A 12,980-nucleotide genomic window follows, 5' to 3' on the forward strand; every position below is an offset into this window, starting at 1 on the left:
GTCGCGCCCCTCCTCAGAGCGCCGGGCGGGCCGCGTCGTCGCCGACGTGCGCGCCCCAGTGGGCGGTGGTTCCGTCGGCCGCCGCCTCGACGGCCGCCAGATGCGTCATGAAGGTGCGCGGCCCCGCGCCGTGCCAGTGCCACTCGTCCGGCTCGATCCAGACGGTGTCGCCCGCCCGGATCACCTCCACGGCACCACCCTCCCGCTGCACCCGCCCCTCGCCCTCAAGGACGTGCAGGACCTGGCCGTGCGGATGGGTGTGCCAGGCGGTGTGGGCGCCGGGGGCGAAGTGGACGTTGAACATCCGCAGCCGGGACGGGGGTTCGGGCGCCGCGACCTCGTCGAGCCAGACCGTGCCGGTGAAGTGCTCGGCCGGTCCCTGCCGGGTGTCGGGGCGGGTACGCGTGATGTGCACGGTGCTGTCCTCAGTCGGTCGAAGGGGTGCGGGCGGCGGACGGGGCGAGGAGTGCGAGCAGGCCGCGTACGCCCGCGTCGAAGGCGTCGGTGTCGCCCGAGGCCCGCGCCAGGACGTAACCGCCCTGCACGGTCGCCACGATCGTCGCCGCGATGTCGCGCGGCACCAGGTGCGCCCCGAACTCGCCCCGGTCGACGCCGTCCTGGAGCACCTCGGCGAGCCGGGCCTTCACGTGGGCGATGGTCTCGTCGACGGGGGCGCGCAGCTCCTCGCTGGCGATCACGTCCGGGTCCATCGTGAGCCGCCCGACGGGGCAGCCGCGCATGACGTCACGCTCTCGCAGCAGGTACGCCTCGACCCGCTCGTACGCCGACTCCCCGGCGCCGAGCAGCCGGTCGACCGTGGCGCGCATCTCCTCACCGGTGCGCCGGATCGCGGCCAGTGCGAGATCCTGCTTGCCGGTGAAGTGGTGGTACATGCTGCCCTGGCCGACGTCCGCGCGCCGCAGGATCGCCTTCGGGCTGGTCCCGACGTAGCCGCGCTCCCACAGGAGCTCACGGGTGGTCTCGATCAGTCGCTCCTGAGTGCTCATGGCGTCACCGTACATACCAGTAGTTACAGTCGGCAAGAGTCCGGCAGAAGTGCGGCAGGAGCGAGGGTGGAAGCAGACCCGCGCCCCGCCGCGTACTCCCACGGTGGTACGCCGGGTGCCGCTGGCCGTACGACGACTGCGACCCCCTCCCGGCGCGACGCTCGACTCATCACCCACCGCACGCAGAACCCTTCCGGGAGATGAGTCAGATGCAGACCCTCGCGCACTTCGGCGCCGACGGCCCCGGCCCGTGGATCCTTCTCTTCCCACTGATCTGGGCGGCCGCCGTGCTCGGCGTCGTCACCCTGCTGCGCCGCACCGCCGGGCGCGGCCGACGGGGGCCCTGGCGGCCCGGGCCGCGCGGCGACGAGCACGCGCCGATCGCCGTGCTCGGCCGCCGCTTCGCGGCAGGGGAGATCGACGAGGACGAGTACTGGCGCCGGCTGAGCGTCCTGAACGAGGAGTTCGGGCACGTCGAGGGCGGTGCGGCATGACCACCTCGACGCTCACCCGGACCGCGGCGCGTTTCGAGAACGCCGTCAAGGTCTACGGGCCGGCGACACCGCCGTCCGCGCCCTCGACGGCGTGAGCGTCGACTTCCGCGCGGGACGGTTCACCGCGCTCATGGGCCCCTCCGGCTCCGGCAAGTCCACGCTACGCACTGCGCGGCCGGGCTCGACACGCTCGGCCTCGCCCCGTGCTCCGGGCGATCGCCACCGAGTGACGCGCGGAGCGCTGCCCCAGGTCATCACCGCCCGGTCAGCCTGCGACGGCCGACCGGGCGGGAGCATGCTCCGACACGTACCGCTCGGGCGCGTCGGGAGACAGGGCGGCTGTCGGTCCGTGGACCGGGGGTGAGGGCGGGGCCGCCGCGGGGGAGGGGGCGGGCAGGGTGAACCAGACGACCTTGCCGTCCTCGCCGTACGGCCGCACGCCCCAGCTCTCGCTGACCGCGGCGACCATCGCGAGACCGCGCCCACAGGTCGCGAGCGAGTCCATGTCACGCACCACGGGAAGTCGTGGATCGTGGTCGTGCACCGAAAGGGTGAGCCGCTCCTCGAGCAGCTCGATCTCCACGGTGCACCTCTTGTCCGGTTCGGCGTGCCGGTGGACGTTCGTCAGCAACTCGGTGACACCGAGCTCCGCGAGTTCCACCAACGGATCGAGATGCCAGTGGCGCAACTGCGCCGATACGATTCTGCGGACCTGTCCGATCCGCGACGGCAGGGCTTGGAGCTCCACCGTGCAATGCCTGCTCGGCTGGCTGATCACGGCTGCGACTCCCCGAAATAGGTCCGGAAGAAGACGAGAACGGATCGAGCGGAACGATCACGCTGTGGCAGGACCGCCCGCTACGTGTCCGGCGGGCTGGTTCGCAGCGTTATCGCCGGTAAACCCTGAGTAGTGATGTGTGTCCAGCGTGGCCCAGGGGGTGCGGTGCTGCAACCGCGCCGATCACGGACAGTGCCGGGAGCGGTCAGGTGGTGCGCGCCGCGGCGCTGCGGACGGCCTCGATGAACCTGCGGGCCGCCGGCGGTCCGGCCTCCGCGCTCTGGCCGCCGAGCCGCAGCAGATACCGCCTGCCCTCCACCTCCGCCGTGGCCTGGTCGTCGGAGCCGAACCAGGGCTTGCCCGCGCGGACTTCACGCAGAGGCGCGCTGTCGATCTCGCTGCCGTAACTCGTGAGCAGTTCGAGCCTGCCGCCCCTGATCCGGATCTGTCCGGCCCGCGTCAGCGAGCGCAGCCGCCGCCCGATCCGCACGCCCGTCGCCGTGAACTCCGGCTCCGCCATGCCCTTTCGCCCCCTTGAGTGCGTCCGTGCGGTGCAGTCTGCACGCACCTGGCCAGGAGCACCAGTGCCCGGCTGGACGCGGCGGACACGGCGGGAGCAGCTGGAATGCGCGCCCCGCGCACAGGCGCTCCCCACCTCCACCAGGCGCGCCTTTGAGCCCCTCAAAGACATGTTTATGCAGGTGAGAAGGGTGTGGAAGGTGTCTATGATCGAGGTGTCCGGTCATCTCCGACCGGGTCCGCACCGGTTCGCTCGGCACCCCTTCGCACGGAGTTCCGCCCGGCCCGACGCGCGGAACGACGCGAAGGAGCCGCGCGGTGAGCATGATGCAGCAGGGCCGTCCACGGGACGAGGGAACGCCCGGCGAGCCGATGCCGACGCTCGACGTCGACCACACGGACTCCGCATACCGGACGTGGCTCAAAGAGGCCGTCCGCAAGGTGCAGGCCGACAGCAACCGCTCGGCCGACACGCACCTGCTGCGCTTCCCGCTCCCCGAGCACTGGGGCATCGACCTGTATCTGAAGGACGAGTCGACCCACCCCACCGGCAGCCTCAAGCACCGGCTCGCCCGCTCGCTCTTCCTCTACGGGCTGTGCAACGGCTGGATCCGGCCGGAGCGCCCCGTCATCGAGGCGTCGAGCGGTTCGACAGCGGTCTCGGAGGCGTACTTCGCGAAGCTGATCGGGGTGCCCTTCATCGCGGTGATGCCGCGTACGACGAGCGCCGAGAAGTGTCGACTGATCGAGTTCCACGGCGGCCGATGTCACTTCGTCGACGACTCCAGAACGATGTACGAGGAGGCCGCGGCCCTCGCCGCCCGCACCGGCGGCCACTACATGGACCAGTTCACGTACGCGGAGCGGGCGACGGACTGGCGCGGCAACAACAACATCGCGGAGTCGATCTACCGGCAGATGGAGCTGGAGCGCTATCCCTGCCCAGCCTGGATCGTCGCGACGGCCGGCACCGGCGGCACCTCGGCGACCCTCGCCCGCTACGTGCACTACATGCAGCACGACACCCGCGTCTGCGTCGCCGACCCCGAGAACTCGTGCTTCTTCGAGGGCTGGACGACGGAGAACCCCGACGCGACCAGCGACTGCGGCTCCCGCATCGAGGGCATCGGCCGCCCCCGCATGGAGCCGAGCTTCGTGCCGGGCGCCATCGACCGGATGATGAAGGTGCCCGACGCGGCGAGCGTCGCGGCGGTCCGCGCCCTGGAGCGGTCGATCGGCCGCAAGGCGGGCGGCTCGACGGGCACCGGGCTGTGGAGCGCGCTCAAGATCGTCGCGGAGATGGTGGCGACCGGCCGCAAGGGCAGCGTGGTCACGCTGCTGTGCGACCCGGGCGACCGGTACCTCGACAAGTACTACTCGGACGAGTGGCTGGAGCGGCAGGGCCTGGACATCCGTCCCTACGCGCGGACGATCGACCTGCTGCTGGCCACGGGGAAGTGGCCCGGCTGACGCGAGGCCGCGGGCCCGCCGGCTCCGGACGTATACGGGGTGGGTGAGGACGCCCTCACGCGGGGGCGGCGGCAAGACGGCGCTCCAGCGCCCTCACCGCGTCCCGGAACGCCCGCCCGAGCCCGGCCCGGCCCGCCTTCAGGCCCCACCTCAGCGGCGCGGCACCGTCCGCCGCGAAGGTCCACTGCACCCGGGCCCCACCGGGCACGGCCGTGATCCGCCACTCCTCCAACAGGGCCCGCATCCCCGGCGCGTTGGTCTCGTCGACCCGGTACGCGTACACCGCGTCCGGCTCGGCGGCGACGACCGTCTCCAGGAACCGCGTCCCGCCCCTGAGCCGGACCTCCCGCCGCGCCCCGCCGTCCAGCGGCCGCGCCAGCGTCACCGCCGAGAACCACTGGGGCCACCCGGCGACATCCTCGGCCAGCGCCCGGTAGACCGCCGCGGGCGAGGCCGATACCTCGCGGGCGAACACGAGCCGCAGCGGAGCGGTCTCGGCGAAGTCCGGACCGACGGGCCGGAGGTGGCGTGCCATGAACGTTCAGCCCCCAAGAAACAGGACGCCCCGACGGGCGAGCGGAACAGACTGGTTGACCGGACGCGGTCACCCTAACCAGCGCCCTGTCAGATGTCTGTACCGGAATCCGGCTCACCGGCGACGACGAGCCGCACATGCTCACAGACCTCGGCGCGCGCCTCGACCGGCAGCCCCGCGTCGGTCACCAGCGTGTCCACCTGGTCGAGGGAGGCGAACGAACTCAGGCCCACCGTCCCCCACTTGGTGTGGTCGGCCACGACCACCACACGCCGCGCGGACTGCACGAGCCGCCGGTTCGTCTCCGCCTCCGCCAGGTTCGGCGTGGACAGGCCCGCCTCCGCGCTTATCCCGTGCACCCCGAGAAAGAGCACGTCGAAGTGGAGCGCCGCGATGGCCTGATCGGCGACCGGCCCCACCAACGAGTCGGACGGCGTGCGCACCCCGCCGGTCAACACCACGGTCGCCGCGCCCGGCCGGGTGCCGGAACTGCGCTGCGCCGCGTGGAACACATCGGCCACCCGCACCGAGTTGGTGACCACCGTCAGGTCCGGCACGTCGAGCAACTGCTGCGCCAGCGCGTACGTCGTCGTCCCCCCGGACAGGGCCAGGGCGCTGCCGGGCGCGGCCAGCGTCGCGGCGGCGCGCGCGATGTCCTCCTTGGCGGTCAGCTCCAGGCCCGATTTCGCCTCGAAGCCCGGCTCGTGTGTACTCGCCTCGACGACCGGCACGGCGCCGCCGTGCACCTTCTCCAGGACGCCCTGGCGGGCCAGCGCGTCGAGATCACGGCGGACCGTCATGTCGGAGACGCCGAGCTTCCTGGTCAGCTCATTGACCCGGACGCCACCGCGGCGGCGGACCTCGTCGAGGATGAGGGCGCGGCGCTGCTCTGCGAGGAGGTTCTGATTCTCGCTCACGTCCCGTCGGATCCCTTCGCCCAATCCCGCCTGCCACACGGTCTGCTCTGCCGCGTCATCCTCGCACGCGCCACCGACGGCCGGACCACCGCCCGCGCGTACGACCAGCACATCGGTGCCGCAACGATCGGGGAGATTCCGTGACGGGGGATGCGCGCGAGCGTCCCGAGCCGGGATCCTGGGGGCGGTCAGGAACGGGGGACACACCATGACGCGCGAGCACCACGAGACGTCGACGGCGGACGAGACCGCCCTGGAACTGCTCGTCCACGGAGTCGGGGGCACCACACCCCACGAGATGCTCGACGACCCGCGCACGGTGCGGGTGTCGGGCGACGAGACGGCCGCGGTCTTCCGCCGGGCCGAGGACGTCGACGCGGAGAGCAGGGCGGAGGAGTACCGCGGCAAGCCCGTGCCCGAGGCGTACGTGTGGTGCAACCTCACCTCGGGCAACGGATCACGGGCCCTGTGGCTCCTGCTGCTGCCCTTCATGGTCGTCAACCTCGCCCACTGGATGCGCCCCGACGCCCGCCGCAGATCCGGCGTCGTGCGCCTCTACGGCCTGCTCGTCCGCCTGACGGGACTCACCCTCACCGTGCTCTTCGTCGCCGCGGCGTGCGAGGTCGCGCTCGACCTGACGGCCTGGCAGTGCGCGGGCACGGCGGCGTGCGGGAGTCGGCGGGCCTGGCTCGGCTTCCTCTCCGTGGACGCGCACGGCGCCGGCGGCTGGTGGAGCCAGCCCGGCCGCCGCCTCGCACTCGCCGCGCTCGCGCCCACCGCGCTGACCGCCCTGCTCTGGTACCTCTCGCACCGCACATGGAGCGCGTACGAGTCCCAGCTCCCGCTGCCCCACGAGCCCGAGCCCGACGACGGGGAGACGAGCACCGCCCTCGGCAGGCCCGGCTTCTGGTACGGGCGCCGCCTCGTCGCCCGGCTGCGCGCGGCGCACAGCGCGGCGGGGCTGCTCACCGTCGCCGCGGCCGTCGGCACGTCCGCGGCCCGCCACGACCGCGGGCCCGGCGGCCCCCCGCTCCTCGACGCCCTCGGATGGGCCCTCGTCGGCGCCCTGCTCGCCGGGGGGCTCCTCGTCATCGGCGTCGTCGCCCACCGCGGCCGCAGCGAGAACACGCTGGACATCACCCTGGACCGCGCGCTCGTCCGCGCACTGCCGTACGGGTCGCTCGCCCTGCTCGCCCTGAGCATGGTGTACGCGGGCTGGTCCCGCCCCGGCTGGCACTCGTCCGGGCGGCTGCCCGGCGACGCGACCTTCGGCGCCATCGTTCTGACCGAGGGCGCCCTGGTGGTGGCCCTGGCCGTCGTCGCGAAGGTGATCTACGGCCGGGCCCCCGACCGCCGTACCGCCCTGCGCGGCCTCGGCGGCCCGGCCACCGCGATGCTCGCCTGCGCGCTCGGCGGCGTCATGACCGGCGGCATCGCGCAGCGCGTCGCCGACTGGCTCGACGGCACCAGCGGCCTCATCAAAGGGCCGCCGGTCCTGCTCTCCTGGCAGGCGTCCGTGATCCCGCCGCTGCTGATCGTCCTCGCCGTCCTGTGCGCCGCTCTCGCCGTGCGCACCGCGCGCGCCAAGAAGCGCGAGAGGGCCCGCGTCCCGCTGGACTACCACCTCGACGGCCGGCCCGACGAACGCGCCGAGCCGTCCGACGCGGCCCGCACGGACCGCATCGCGGGCACCCGCGCGCGGGCCGCCCTCACCGACCAGGCCCCCCTCATGCTCGGCGTCGTCTCCGCGGTGACGCTGCTCCTCGGCGTCCTCGCCGTGGTCGGCGCCTGGTCGACCGAAGAGGTGCCGGGGACGGCGGCCGAGGGATCGTACTCCGTCGTCCAGGGCGCGGCGGACACCGCTCAGGCCCTCGGATCCTGGCTGATCGGCGTCGGCTTCCTCCTGTTCGTCACCTGGGGGCGGCGCGCCTACAAGGACCCCTCCGCCCGCCGGACCATCGGCATCCTCTGGGACGTGGGCACCTTCTGGCCGCGTGCCGCGCACCCCTTCGCGCCCCCCTGCTACGCCGAGCGCGCCGTCCCCGACCTGACCTGGCGCATGGCCACCTGGACGCGCGCGACGGGCGGCCGGCTGATCCTCTCCGGCCACTCCCAGGGCAGCGTCCTCGCCGCCGCGGCCGCCTGGCAACTGCACCCTGCCGTGCGCAAGCGCGTCGGACTGCTCACCTACGGATCACCACTGGAGCGCCTCTACGGGCGCTGGTTCCCGGCGCACTTCGGACCCGCCGCTCTGGCGTCCCTGCACCGGCAGGTCGACTGCTGGCGCAATCTGCACCGCAGGACCGACCCCATCGGCGGCCCGATCGGCCTGCCCGGCGAGTGCGGCCCCCAGGTCGACCACCCCGCGCTGCTCGACCCGCTCGCCTACGGCCGCACCGAGCAACACCCGCTGCCCGCACCGATCCTGGGCCACGGCGACTACCAGGCCGACCCGGTCTTCGCCCGGGAACGGGAGCGCCTGCTGGCCCGCCTCAAGCCGGGCGTTCCGCGGCCGCGGCCCGAGGAAACGCCTCAGGGCAGCTCGGGCAGATCGTCCGGGTAGAGGAGCGTGAGCTCGTCGGTACTGGGCTCGTCGACCTGGGCGACCCGCCCCGCGTGCCGCTCCACCATCGACTCGAACGTCTGCCGCGCGGTGCGCCCGTTGCCGAACACCGGGCCCTTCGGGAGCGCCGTGAAGTACTTGAGCAGCGCTTCCGGCGTCCCGGCGGCGAGCCGGTACTCGTGCTCCTCGGCCTGCTGCTCCACGATGCGCAGCAGCTCGTCGGGGACGTAGTCGGAGAAGGTGATGGTCCGTGAGAAGCGGGACGCCACACCGGGGTTGACCGACAGGAACCGCTCCATCTCCGCGGTGTACCCCGCGACGATGACGACGACGGAGTCCCGCTGGTCCTCCATGAGCTTCACCAGGGTGTCGATCGCCTCACGGCCGAAGTCGCGCCCGGAGTCCTCGGGGGAGAGCGCGTACGCCTCGTCGATGAACAGCACACCGCCGTGCGCCCGCTGGAAGGCCTCCTGGGTGCGGATCGCGGTCGACCCGATGTGCTCGCCGACCAGGTCGACGCGGGACACCTCGACGAGATGCCCCTGCTCCAGGACGCCCAGCCCGGCCAGGATCTCGCCGTACAGCCGCGCCACGGTCGTCTTGCCGGTACCGGGGGAGCCGGTGAACACCAGGTGCCGCCGCACGGACGCCGCCTTGAGGCCGGCCTGCTGCCGCCTGCGCCCCACCTCGATCATGTCGGTGAGCGCCCGCACCTCCCGCTTGACGCTCTCCAGGCCCACCAGGGCGTCGAGTTCGCCCAGCACGTCCGTGGAGGGGCGCGAGGGCTTCGGGGGCGCGCTCGCGGGCGCGGTGGGCCGCTGGTCCGGCACGGTGCCGAGCAGCCCGATCGTCTGGGTGGCGGTCCGGGCGGCCGGCTCCGGAGCGGCCGCCGCGGAGCCGGAGCGGCCGCCGCCGCTCTCGTCGCTGGTGCACTCCTCCACGAGCGGGCCGTCCTCGGCGAACTCGTACCCTCCGCGCGCACACCGTTCCGTACGGCACTTCTTCAGGGTCGTGCGGCAGCCGTCGATCACATGGAAGCCGTAGCCGCCGCTGTCCGTGACGCGGCAGCCGGTGAGGCTGCCCCGGCCGCCCGCGGAGACGTAGAACCCCGCCTCCGCGGGCGAGGTGACCGTGCAGCGCTCGATCGTGGGATCGGCGCCCTTGGTGACGATGACACCGGTCTGGACCGCGTCCACCGTGCAGTTGGCGAGCGTGCCGCCGCTGCCGTGGTCACGGAACCAGGCCCCGGTCGCGGCCTCGCGGATACGGCAGTCGTCCAGCTGCGCGGTGGCCCCGTCGCTCACCGACACGGCGGTGTTGCGCACCTGGCTCAGGTCGCTGTCGACGACGTCGACGCGCGAGCCGCGGTCGAGCACGAACAGCGCGTCCGGCACGTCGTGGACCCGGCACGCGTCGAGTACGGCGGTCGCGCCGTCGCTCACCCACACCGCCGGGTAGTCGCCCGTACTGTCGAAGATCTCGCACTGGTTGGCGTCCACGCGCGTGCCCGGGTCCCACACCGACAGACCGTTGCGCCCGAACTGCCGCACCGTGGACCGTGTGAGGGTGAGCACGGAGCGGGAGCGCAGGTCGATCGCGTTCTCCGGGATGTCGTGGATGCGGCAGTCCGCGAGCGTGAGCACCGCGTCCGTGTCGAGCGTGACGCCGTCCGCCGTCGTACGGTGCACGTCGCAGTCGGTGAGGTGGGCCGCGGCCCGACCGGTGATCTGCACGCCCGAGCCCTTGACCTCGTAGATCTCGCAGCCCACGGCCTCAAGGCCGCTGTGCTCGCCGGTCGCCGACAGGCCCGAACCGGAGGTGTGGTGCACCCGGCAGCGCTCCAGACGGGGGTGCGCGCCACCGCGTACGGCGACCCCGGCCTGCCCCGCGGCGACGACCTCGCACTCCTCGAACACGCCGCCTCCACCGTCCAGTACGGCGATCCCGATGCCCGCGGGATTGTCGACGGTGCAGCGCCGGACCGTCGGCCGGGCGCCGCCGCGCACCTCGATCCCCGACGCGGACCGGGTGACGACGCGTATGTCGACGAGCTCCGGGGCGCCTTCCTCGACCAGCAGCGCGGGCGCCGCGGCGTCCTGCCCCTCGATGTGCAGGTCCTGCACCGTCGCCGAGGCGCGCACGGTCAGCGGTACTCCGTCGGCCGGCGCGATGCGCACCGAGCCGGGGGAGCCCTCGGGGCCGCGCAGCGTCACCGCGCGCTGCACCACCAGGTTCTCTCTGTACGTGCCGGGGGCGACGGTCAGGACGTCTCCGTCGGCGGCGGCCTCCAGGGCGGCGGCCAGCGACGCGTACTCACCCGTGCGGCGCCGCCACCGCGATGTACCGGTGTGCGTCACCTGGACCGTGCCCTGTGCCATGGCGCTGATCTGCCCCCACCTCGTCGTACGCGCGTCGTCCCCGCGCCCTGCCCGGCGCGTGTCCTGCGAAAGGTGGGTCCACCGTAGCGTGCGCGGAGCACGGGGGTTGACCGCAGCCGCAACCCTCTCAACTGCCGGTGCCCGTCCTGCCCCAGTCGGGACCGGCGATGTCCCAGGCGCGGTCCCAGCGCGCGTACCGGCCACGGACCATGCGCCAGACGACGAGGCGCCGGGCGCCTTCCACCAGGCCGGTCAGGGCGACGGCCGCGCCGACCCCCGCGAGCACCGCGTGCGTGGTGGCGGTCGCCCGGTCGAGCGGGCGACCCACGACATGGCCCTGGGCGTCGGTCCACAGCGGGAACCGGTCGCCCGCGCGCGGGGACGTGAGCGCGGCGACGACCCGGTCACGGTGGGCCGAGCCGTCCGGCGCCGTCCAGGTCGCCACGACCCGGCTGTGCGCGTCCCGCGCGGTGGAGGTCTCCGGGTCGGGGTCGAGAGGCGGCTGTGCCACCTTCCTGACGACCGTCGCCGTGACCTCGTGCCGCCGGTCGCGCTGCTCCTGGACGGAGCGGTACAGGGCGTCGCGGGACAGGGACCCCGCGGCGACACCGACGAGCGGCGCGGCCACCACGACGAGGACCAGCGCGATCAGCGCGACCCAGGCCTCCGCCAGGTCCGTCCCGCGGCGCAGTGGATTGCGGCGCCAGCGCCAGAGCCCGGTGATCGCTCGCACGGGCTGCACCCCCTTCCGCTCCCGTCCCGACCCGGACGGCAGCGTCCGCACACGGGCGGGGCCAGGAGAGAGCGACCTCACCCCGCTCGACCCGAGTGCCGATGACTTCGACACTGCCATTGTCCTCCAACGAGCTTGCCGCGCCGTCGGGTTCCCCGACCGGGTGACGGTTATTCGAGCACCGTGACCGGATCTCCCACGCGCACGGTGCCGCGCGCCTCCGGCACCAGGTTCGTGCCGAAACACAGCTGGTCACCGAAGCGGCGGTGGCGGGCGAGCGTGCGCAGCGGCTCCTTGCCACGCTCCGCGGTCTCCTGGTCGGTGGTCGTGACCACGCAGCGGCCGCACTTCTTGGTGACGCGGAAGGGGACCTCGCCGATGGCGATGCGCGACCAGTCGTCCTCCGCCCAGGGGGAGGTCCCGGAGACGACCACATTCGGCCGGAAACGGTTCATCGGCAGGGGGCCCTCGTCGGCGTGGTCGCCCTGTGCGATCAGGGAGTTCAGCGCGTCGAGGGAGGAGAGAGTCGTCACGAGCAGCGGAAAGGCGTCGGCGAAGCTGACCGTCTCGCCGGGCACGGCGTACTCGGGGACGAGCGGGCGCCTGGTCGCCGGGTCGTCGAGGTGCAGCATGCGTATGTCCGCGTCGAGACAGGCGCTCCACCAGGCGTGGGCCGCGGGGGCGGCGAGGACCGCCTCGACCTTGTCCTTCCAGACCGTGATCGTGGTCGTGGTGACGGGCTCGGGCACCTCGACGCGGAGCGGGTCCATGCCGGGCGCGGACAGCCGGACGCCGCCGGGCACCTGCTCGGCGGCGGCCAACGCCAGACGCGGGTACTGGCGCTGCGTGACGATCTTCTGTGCGGAGTCGACCAGCACCCAACGGCGGTCGCCCGCGATCCCCCACGGTTCCACGACCGCCTCACGCGGTGCGTGCCCCCGAACCGCCTTCAGTGGGTGAACGTGGATCGAACTCAGCACAGGTTGCGACATGAGGCCATCCTGCCAGCAGGCACTGACAGCCCCCTGTGCGGGCGGCGCGGATCCGCCGCTCAGTAACCGCGGTACTGCTGGCGGTTGTACGGATCCTCGTACGGCGCCGGGGCGGGCCGGGGCGCGGCCGGGCGCATCGCCTCGTAGCCGGTACCGGGGGCCGGACGCTGCGGCTGGGCCTGTGGCGCCGGGTAGCCGCGCGGTGCGGCGGCCTGCTGCGGGATGTACGCGGTCGGGGCCGCCTGCATCGGGGCGTGCTGCTGACCCTGGTAGCCGTACTGCTGCGACGGCGCGGAGGGGAGTGCGGGCAGGGCGGGCAGCTGGCTGCCGGTGTCGTACGCGGAGGGAACCCGGATCGGGGCGATCTGGGGAGTGCCCCGTTCTGCGACGAGGGAGTCGTAGATCGGAGTGTCCGGGAAGGACGGCGCGGAGTAGTAACCGCCGCCATAGGTGGAGCGGGGGGAGGTCATGGCACATAAGTTAAGCCCACGATGTGGTCGTTGGGGTAGACCGATAAGAGGGTTCTTTTGCGTGTTGGCAGTGACGGCACGTCCTCAATGTGAGCGAACTTGTCAAAAACGGTCGTCGTGGGGC

At 73.0% G+C, this 12,980-nt stretch carries 13 protein-coding genes and 1 pseudogene; 4 read left to right on the forward strand and 10 right to left on the reverse strand.

Annotated features, from left to right (window positions below; translation table 11 throughout):
• Positions 1-13: 13 nt before the first annotated feature.
• Complete coding sequence (locus ACZ45E_RS24415; protein ID WP_468223933.1) at positions 14-415, reverse strand: (R)-mandelonitrile lyase; 402 nt, start codon at positions 413-415, stop codon at positions 14-16.
• 10 nt (positions 416-425) lie between these two features.
• Positions 426-1,022 carry a TetR/AcrR family transcriptional regulator gene (locus ACZ45E_RS24420; RefSeq protein WP_468223936.1) on the reverse strand — a complete coding sequence of 199 codons (597 nt, stop codon included), beginning with the start codon at positions 1,020-1,022 and terminating at the stop codon, positions 426-428.
• A gap of 194 nt (positions 1,023-1,216) precedes the next feature.
• Between ACZ45E_RS24420 and ACZ45E_RS24425 the strand changes: the two genes are divergently transcribed.
• Positions 1,217-1,501, forward strand: a complete 285-nt coding sequence (locus ACZ45E_RS24425; protein WP_468224284.1) for an SHOCT domain-containing protein — start codon at positions 1,217-1,219, stop codon at positions 1,499-1,501.
• Positions 1,498-1,693, forward strand: a pseudogene (locus ACZ45E_RS24430) (ATP-binding cassette domain-containing protein); the annotation flags it as partial. The gene ACZ45E_RS24425 and the pseudogene ACZ45E_RS24430, both read left to right, overlap by 4 nt.
• A gap of 73 nt (positions 1,694-1,766) precedes the next feature.
• On the opposite strand, the gene ACZ45E_RS24435 reads toward ACZ45E_RS24430, so the two are convergent.
• Both ACZ45E_RS24435 and ACZ45E_RS24440 read right to left on the reverse strand, forming a co-directional pair.
• Entirely contained in the window at positions 1,767-2,279 is a 513-nt protein-coding gene (locus ACZ45E_RS24435) for an ATP-binding protein (RefSeq protein ID WP_468223938.1), read from the reverse strand.
• Between the two features lie 205 nt (positions 2,280-2,484).
• Complete coding sequence (locus ACZ45E_RS24440; protein ID WP_468223941.1) at positions 2,485-2,799, reverse strand: hypothetical protein; 315 nt, start codon at positions 2,797-2,799, stop codon at positions 2,485-2,487.
• 326 nt (positions 2,800-3,125) lie between these two features.
• On the opposite strand from ACZ45E_RS24440, the gene cds1 reads away from it, so the two are divergent.
• Positions 3,126-4,268 carry an L-cysteine desulfhydrase Cds1 gene (cds1, locus tag ACZ45E_RS24445; RefSeq protein ID WP_468224286.1) on the forward strand — a complete coding sequence of 381 codons (1,143 nt, stop codon included), beginning with the start codon at positions 3,126-3,128 and terminating at the stop codon, positions 4,266-4,268.
• Between the two features lie 55 nt (positions 4,269-4,323).
• Here cds1 and ACZ45E_RS24450 read toward each other — a convergent pair whose 3' ends face one another.
• Together ACZ45E_RS24450 and ACZ45E_RS24455 are read right to left on the reverse strand one after the other, a co-directional pair.
• Positions 4,324-4,803, reverse strand: a complete 480-nt coding sequence (locus tag ACZ45E_RS24450; protein ID WP_468223943.1) for an SRPBCC family protein — start codon at positions 4,801-4,803, stop codon at positions 4,324-4,326.
• Positions 4,804-4,892: 89 nt separating this feature from the next.
• Positions 4,893-5,720 carry a DeoR/GlpR family DNA-binding transcription regulator gene (locus ACZ45E_RS24455; protein ID WP_468223944.1) on the reverse strand — a complete coding sequence of 276 codons (828 nt, stop codon included), beginning with the start codon at positions 5,718-5,720 and terminating at the stop codon, positions 4,893-4,895.
• A gap of 208 nt (positions 5,721-5,928) precedes the next feature.
• On the opposite strand from ACZ45E_RS24455, the gene ACZ45E_RS24460 reads away from it, so the two are divergent.
• Positions 5,929-8,283: a hypothetical protein gene (locus tag ACZ45E_RS24460; RefSeq protein WP_468223947.1), complete on the forward strand. Its 2,355-nt coding sequence runs from the start codon at positions 5,929-5,931 to the stop codon at positions 8,281-8,283.
• On the opposite strand, the gene ACZ45E_RS24465 is transcribed toward ACZ45E_RS24460, so the two are convergent.
• The 4 genes from ACZ45E_RS24465 to ACZ45E_RS24480 all read right to left on the reverse strand — a co-directional run bounded on the left by ACZ45E_RS24465 (position 8,253) and on the right by ACZ45E_RS24480 (position 12,856).
• On the reverse strand, positions 8,253-10,661 hold the full coding sequence (locus ACZ45E_RS24465; protein ID WP_468223949.1) for a right-handed parallel beta-helix repeat-containing protein: 2,409 nt from the start codon (positions 10,659-10,661) through the stop codon (positions 8,253-8,255). The genes ACZ45E_RS24460 and ACZ45E_RS24465 overlap by 31 nt on opposite strands.
• Before the next feature lie 127 nt (positions 10,662-10,788).
• Positions 10,789-11,394 carry an Rv1733c family protein gene (locus tag ACZ45E_RS24470; RefSeq protein WP_468223952.1) on the reverse strand — a complete coding sequence of 202 codons (606 nt, stop codon included), beginning with the start codon at positions 11,392-11,394 and terminating at the stop codon, positions 10,789-10,791.
• A gap of 170 nt (positions 11,395-11,564) precedes the next feature.
• Positions 11,565-12,386, reverse strand: coding sequence for an MOSC domain-containing protein (locus tag ACZ45E_RS24475; RefSeq protein WP_468223954.1), 822 nt, complete (start codon positions 12,384-12,386; stop codon positions 11,565-11,567).
• Positions 12,387-12,445: 59 nt separating this feature from the next.
• A complete protein-coding gene (locus tag ACZ45E_RS24480) occupies positions 12,446-12,856 on the reverse strand; it encodes a DUF6643 family protein (RefSeq protein ID WP_468223956.1) in 411 nt (136 codons plus the stop codon).
• Positions 12,857-12,980: the final 124 nt, after the last annotated feature.

The organism is Streptomyces sp. NPDC030991 (assembly GCF_055571235.1).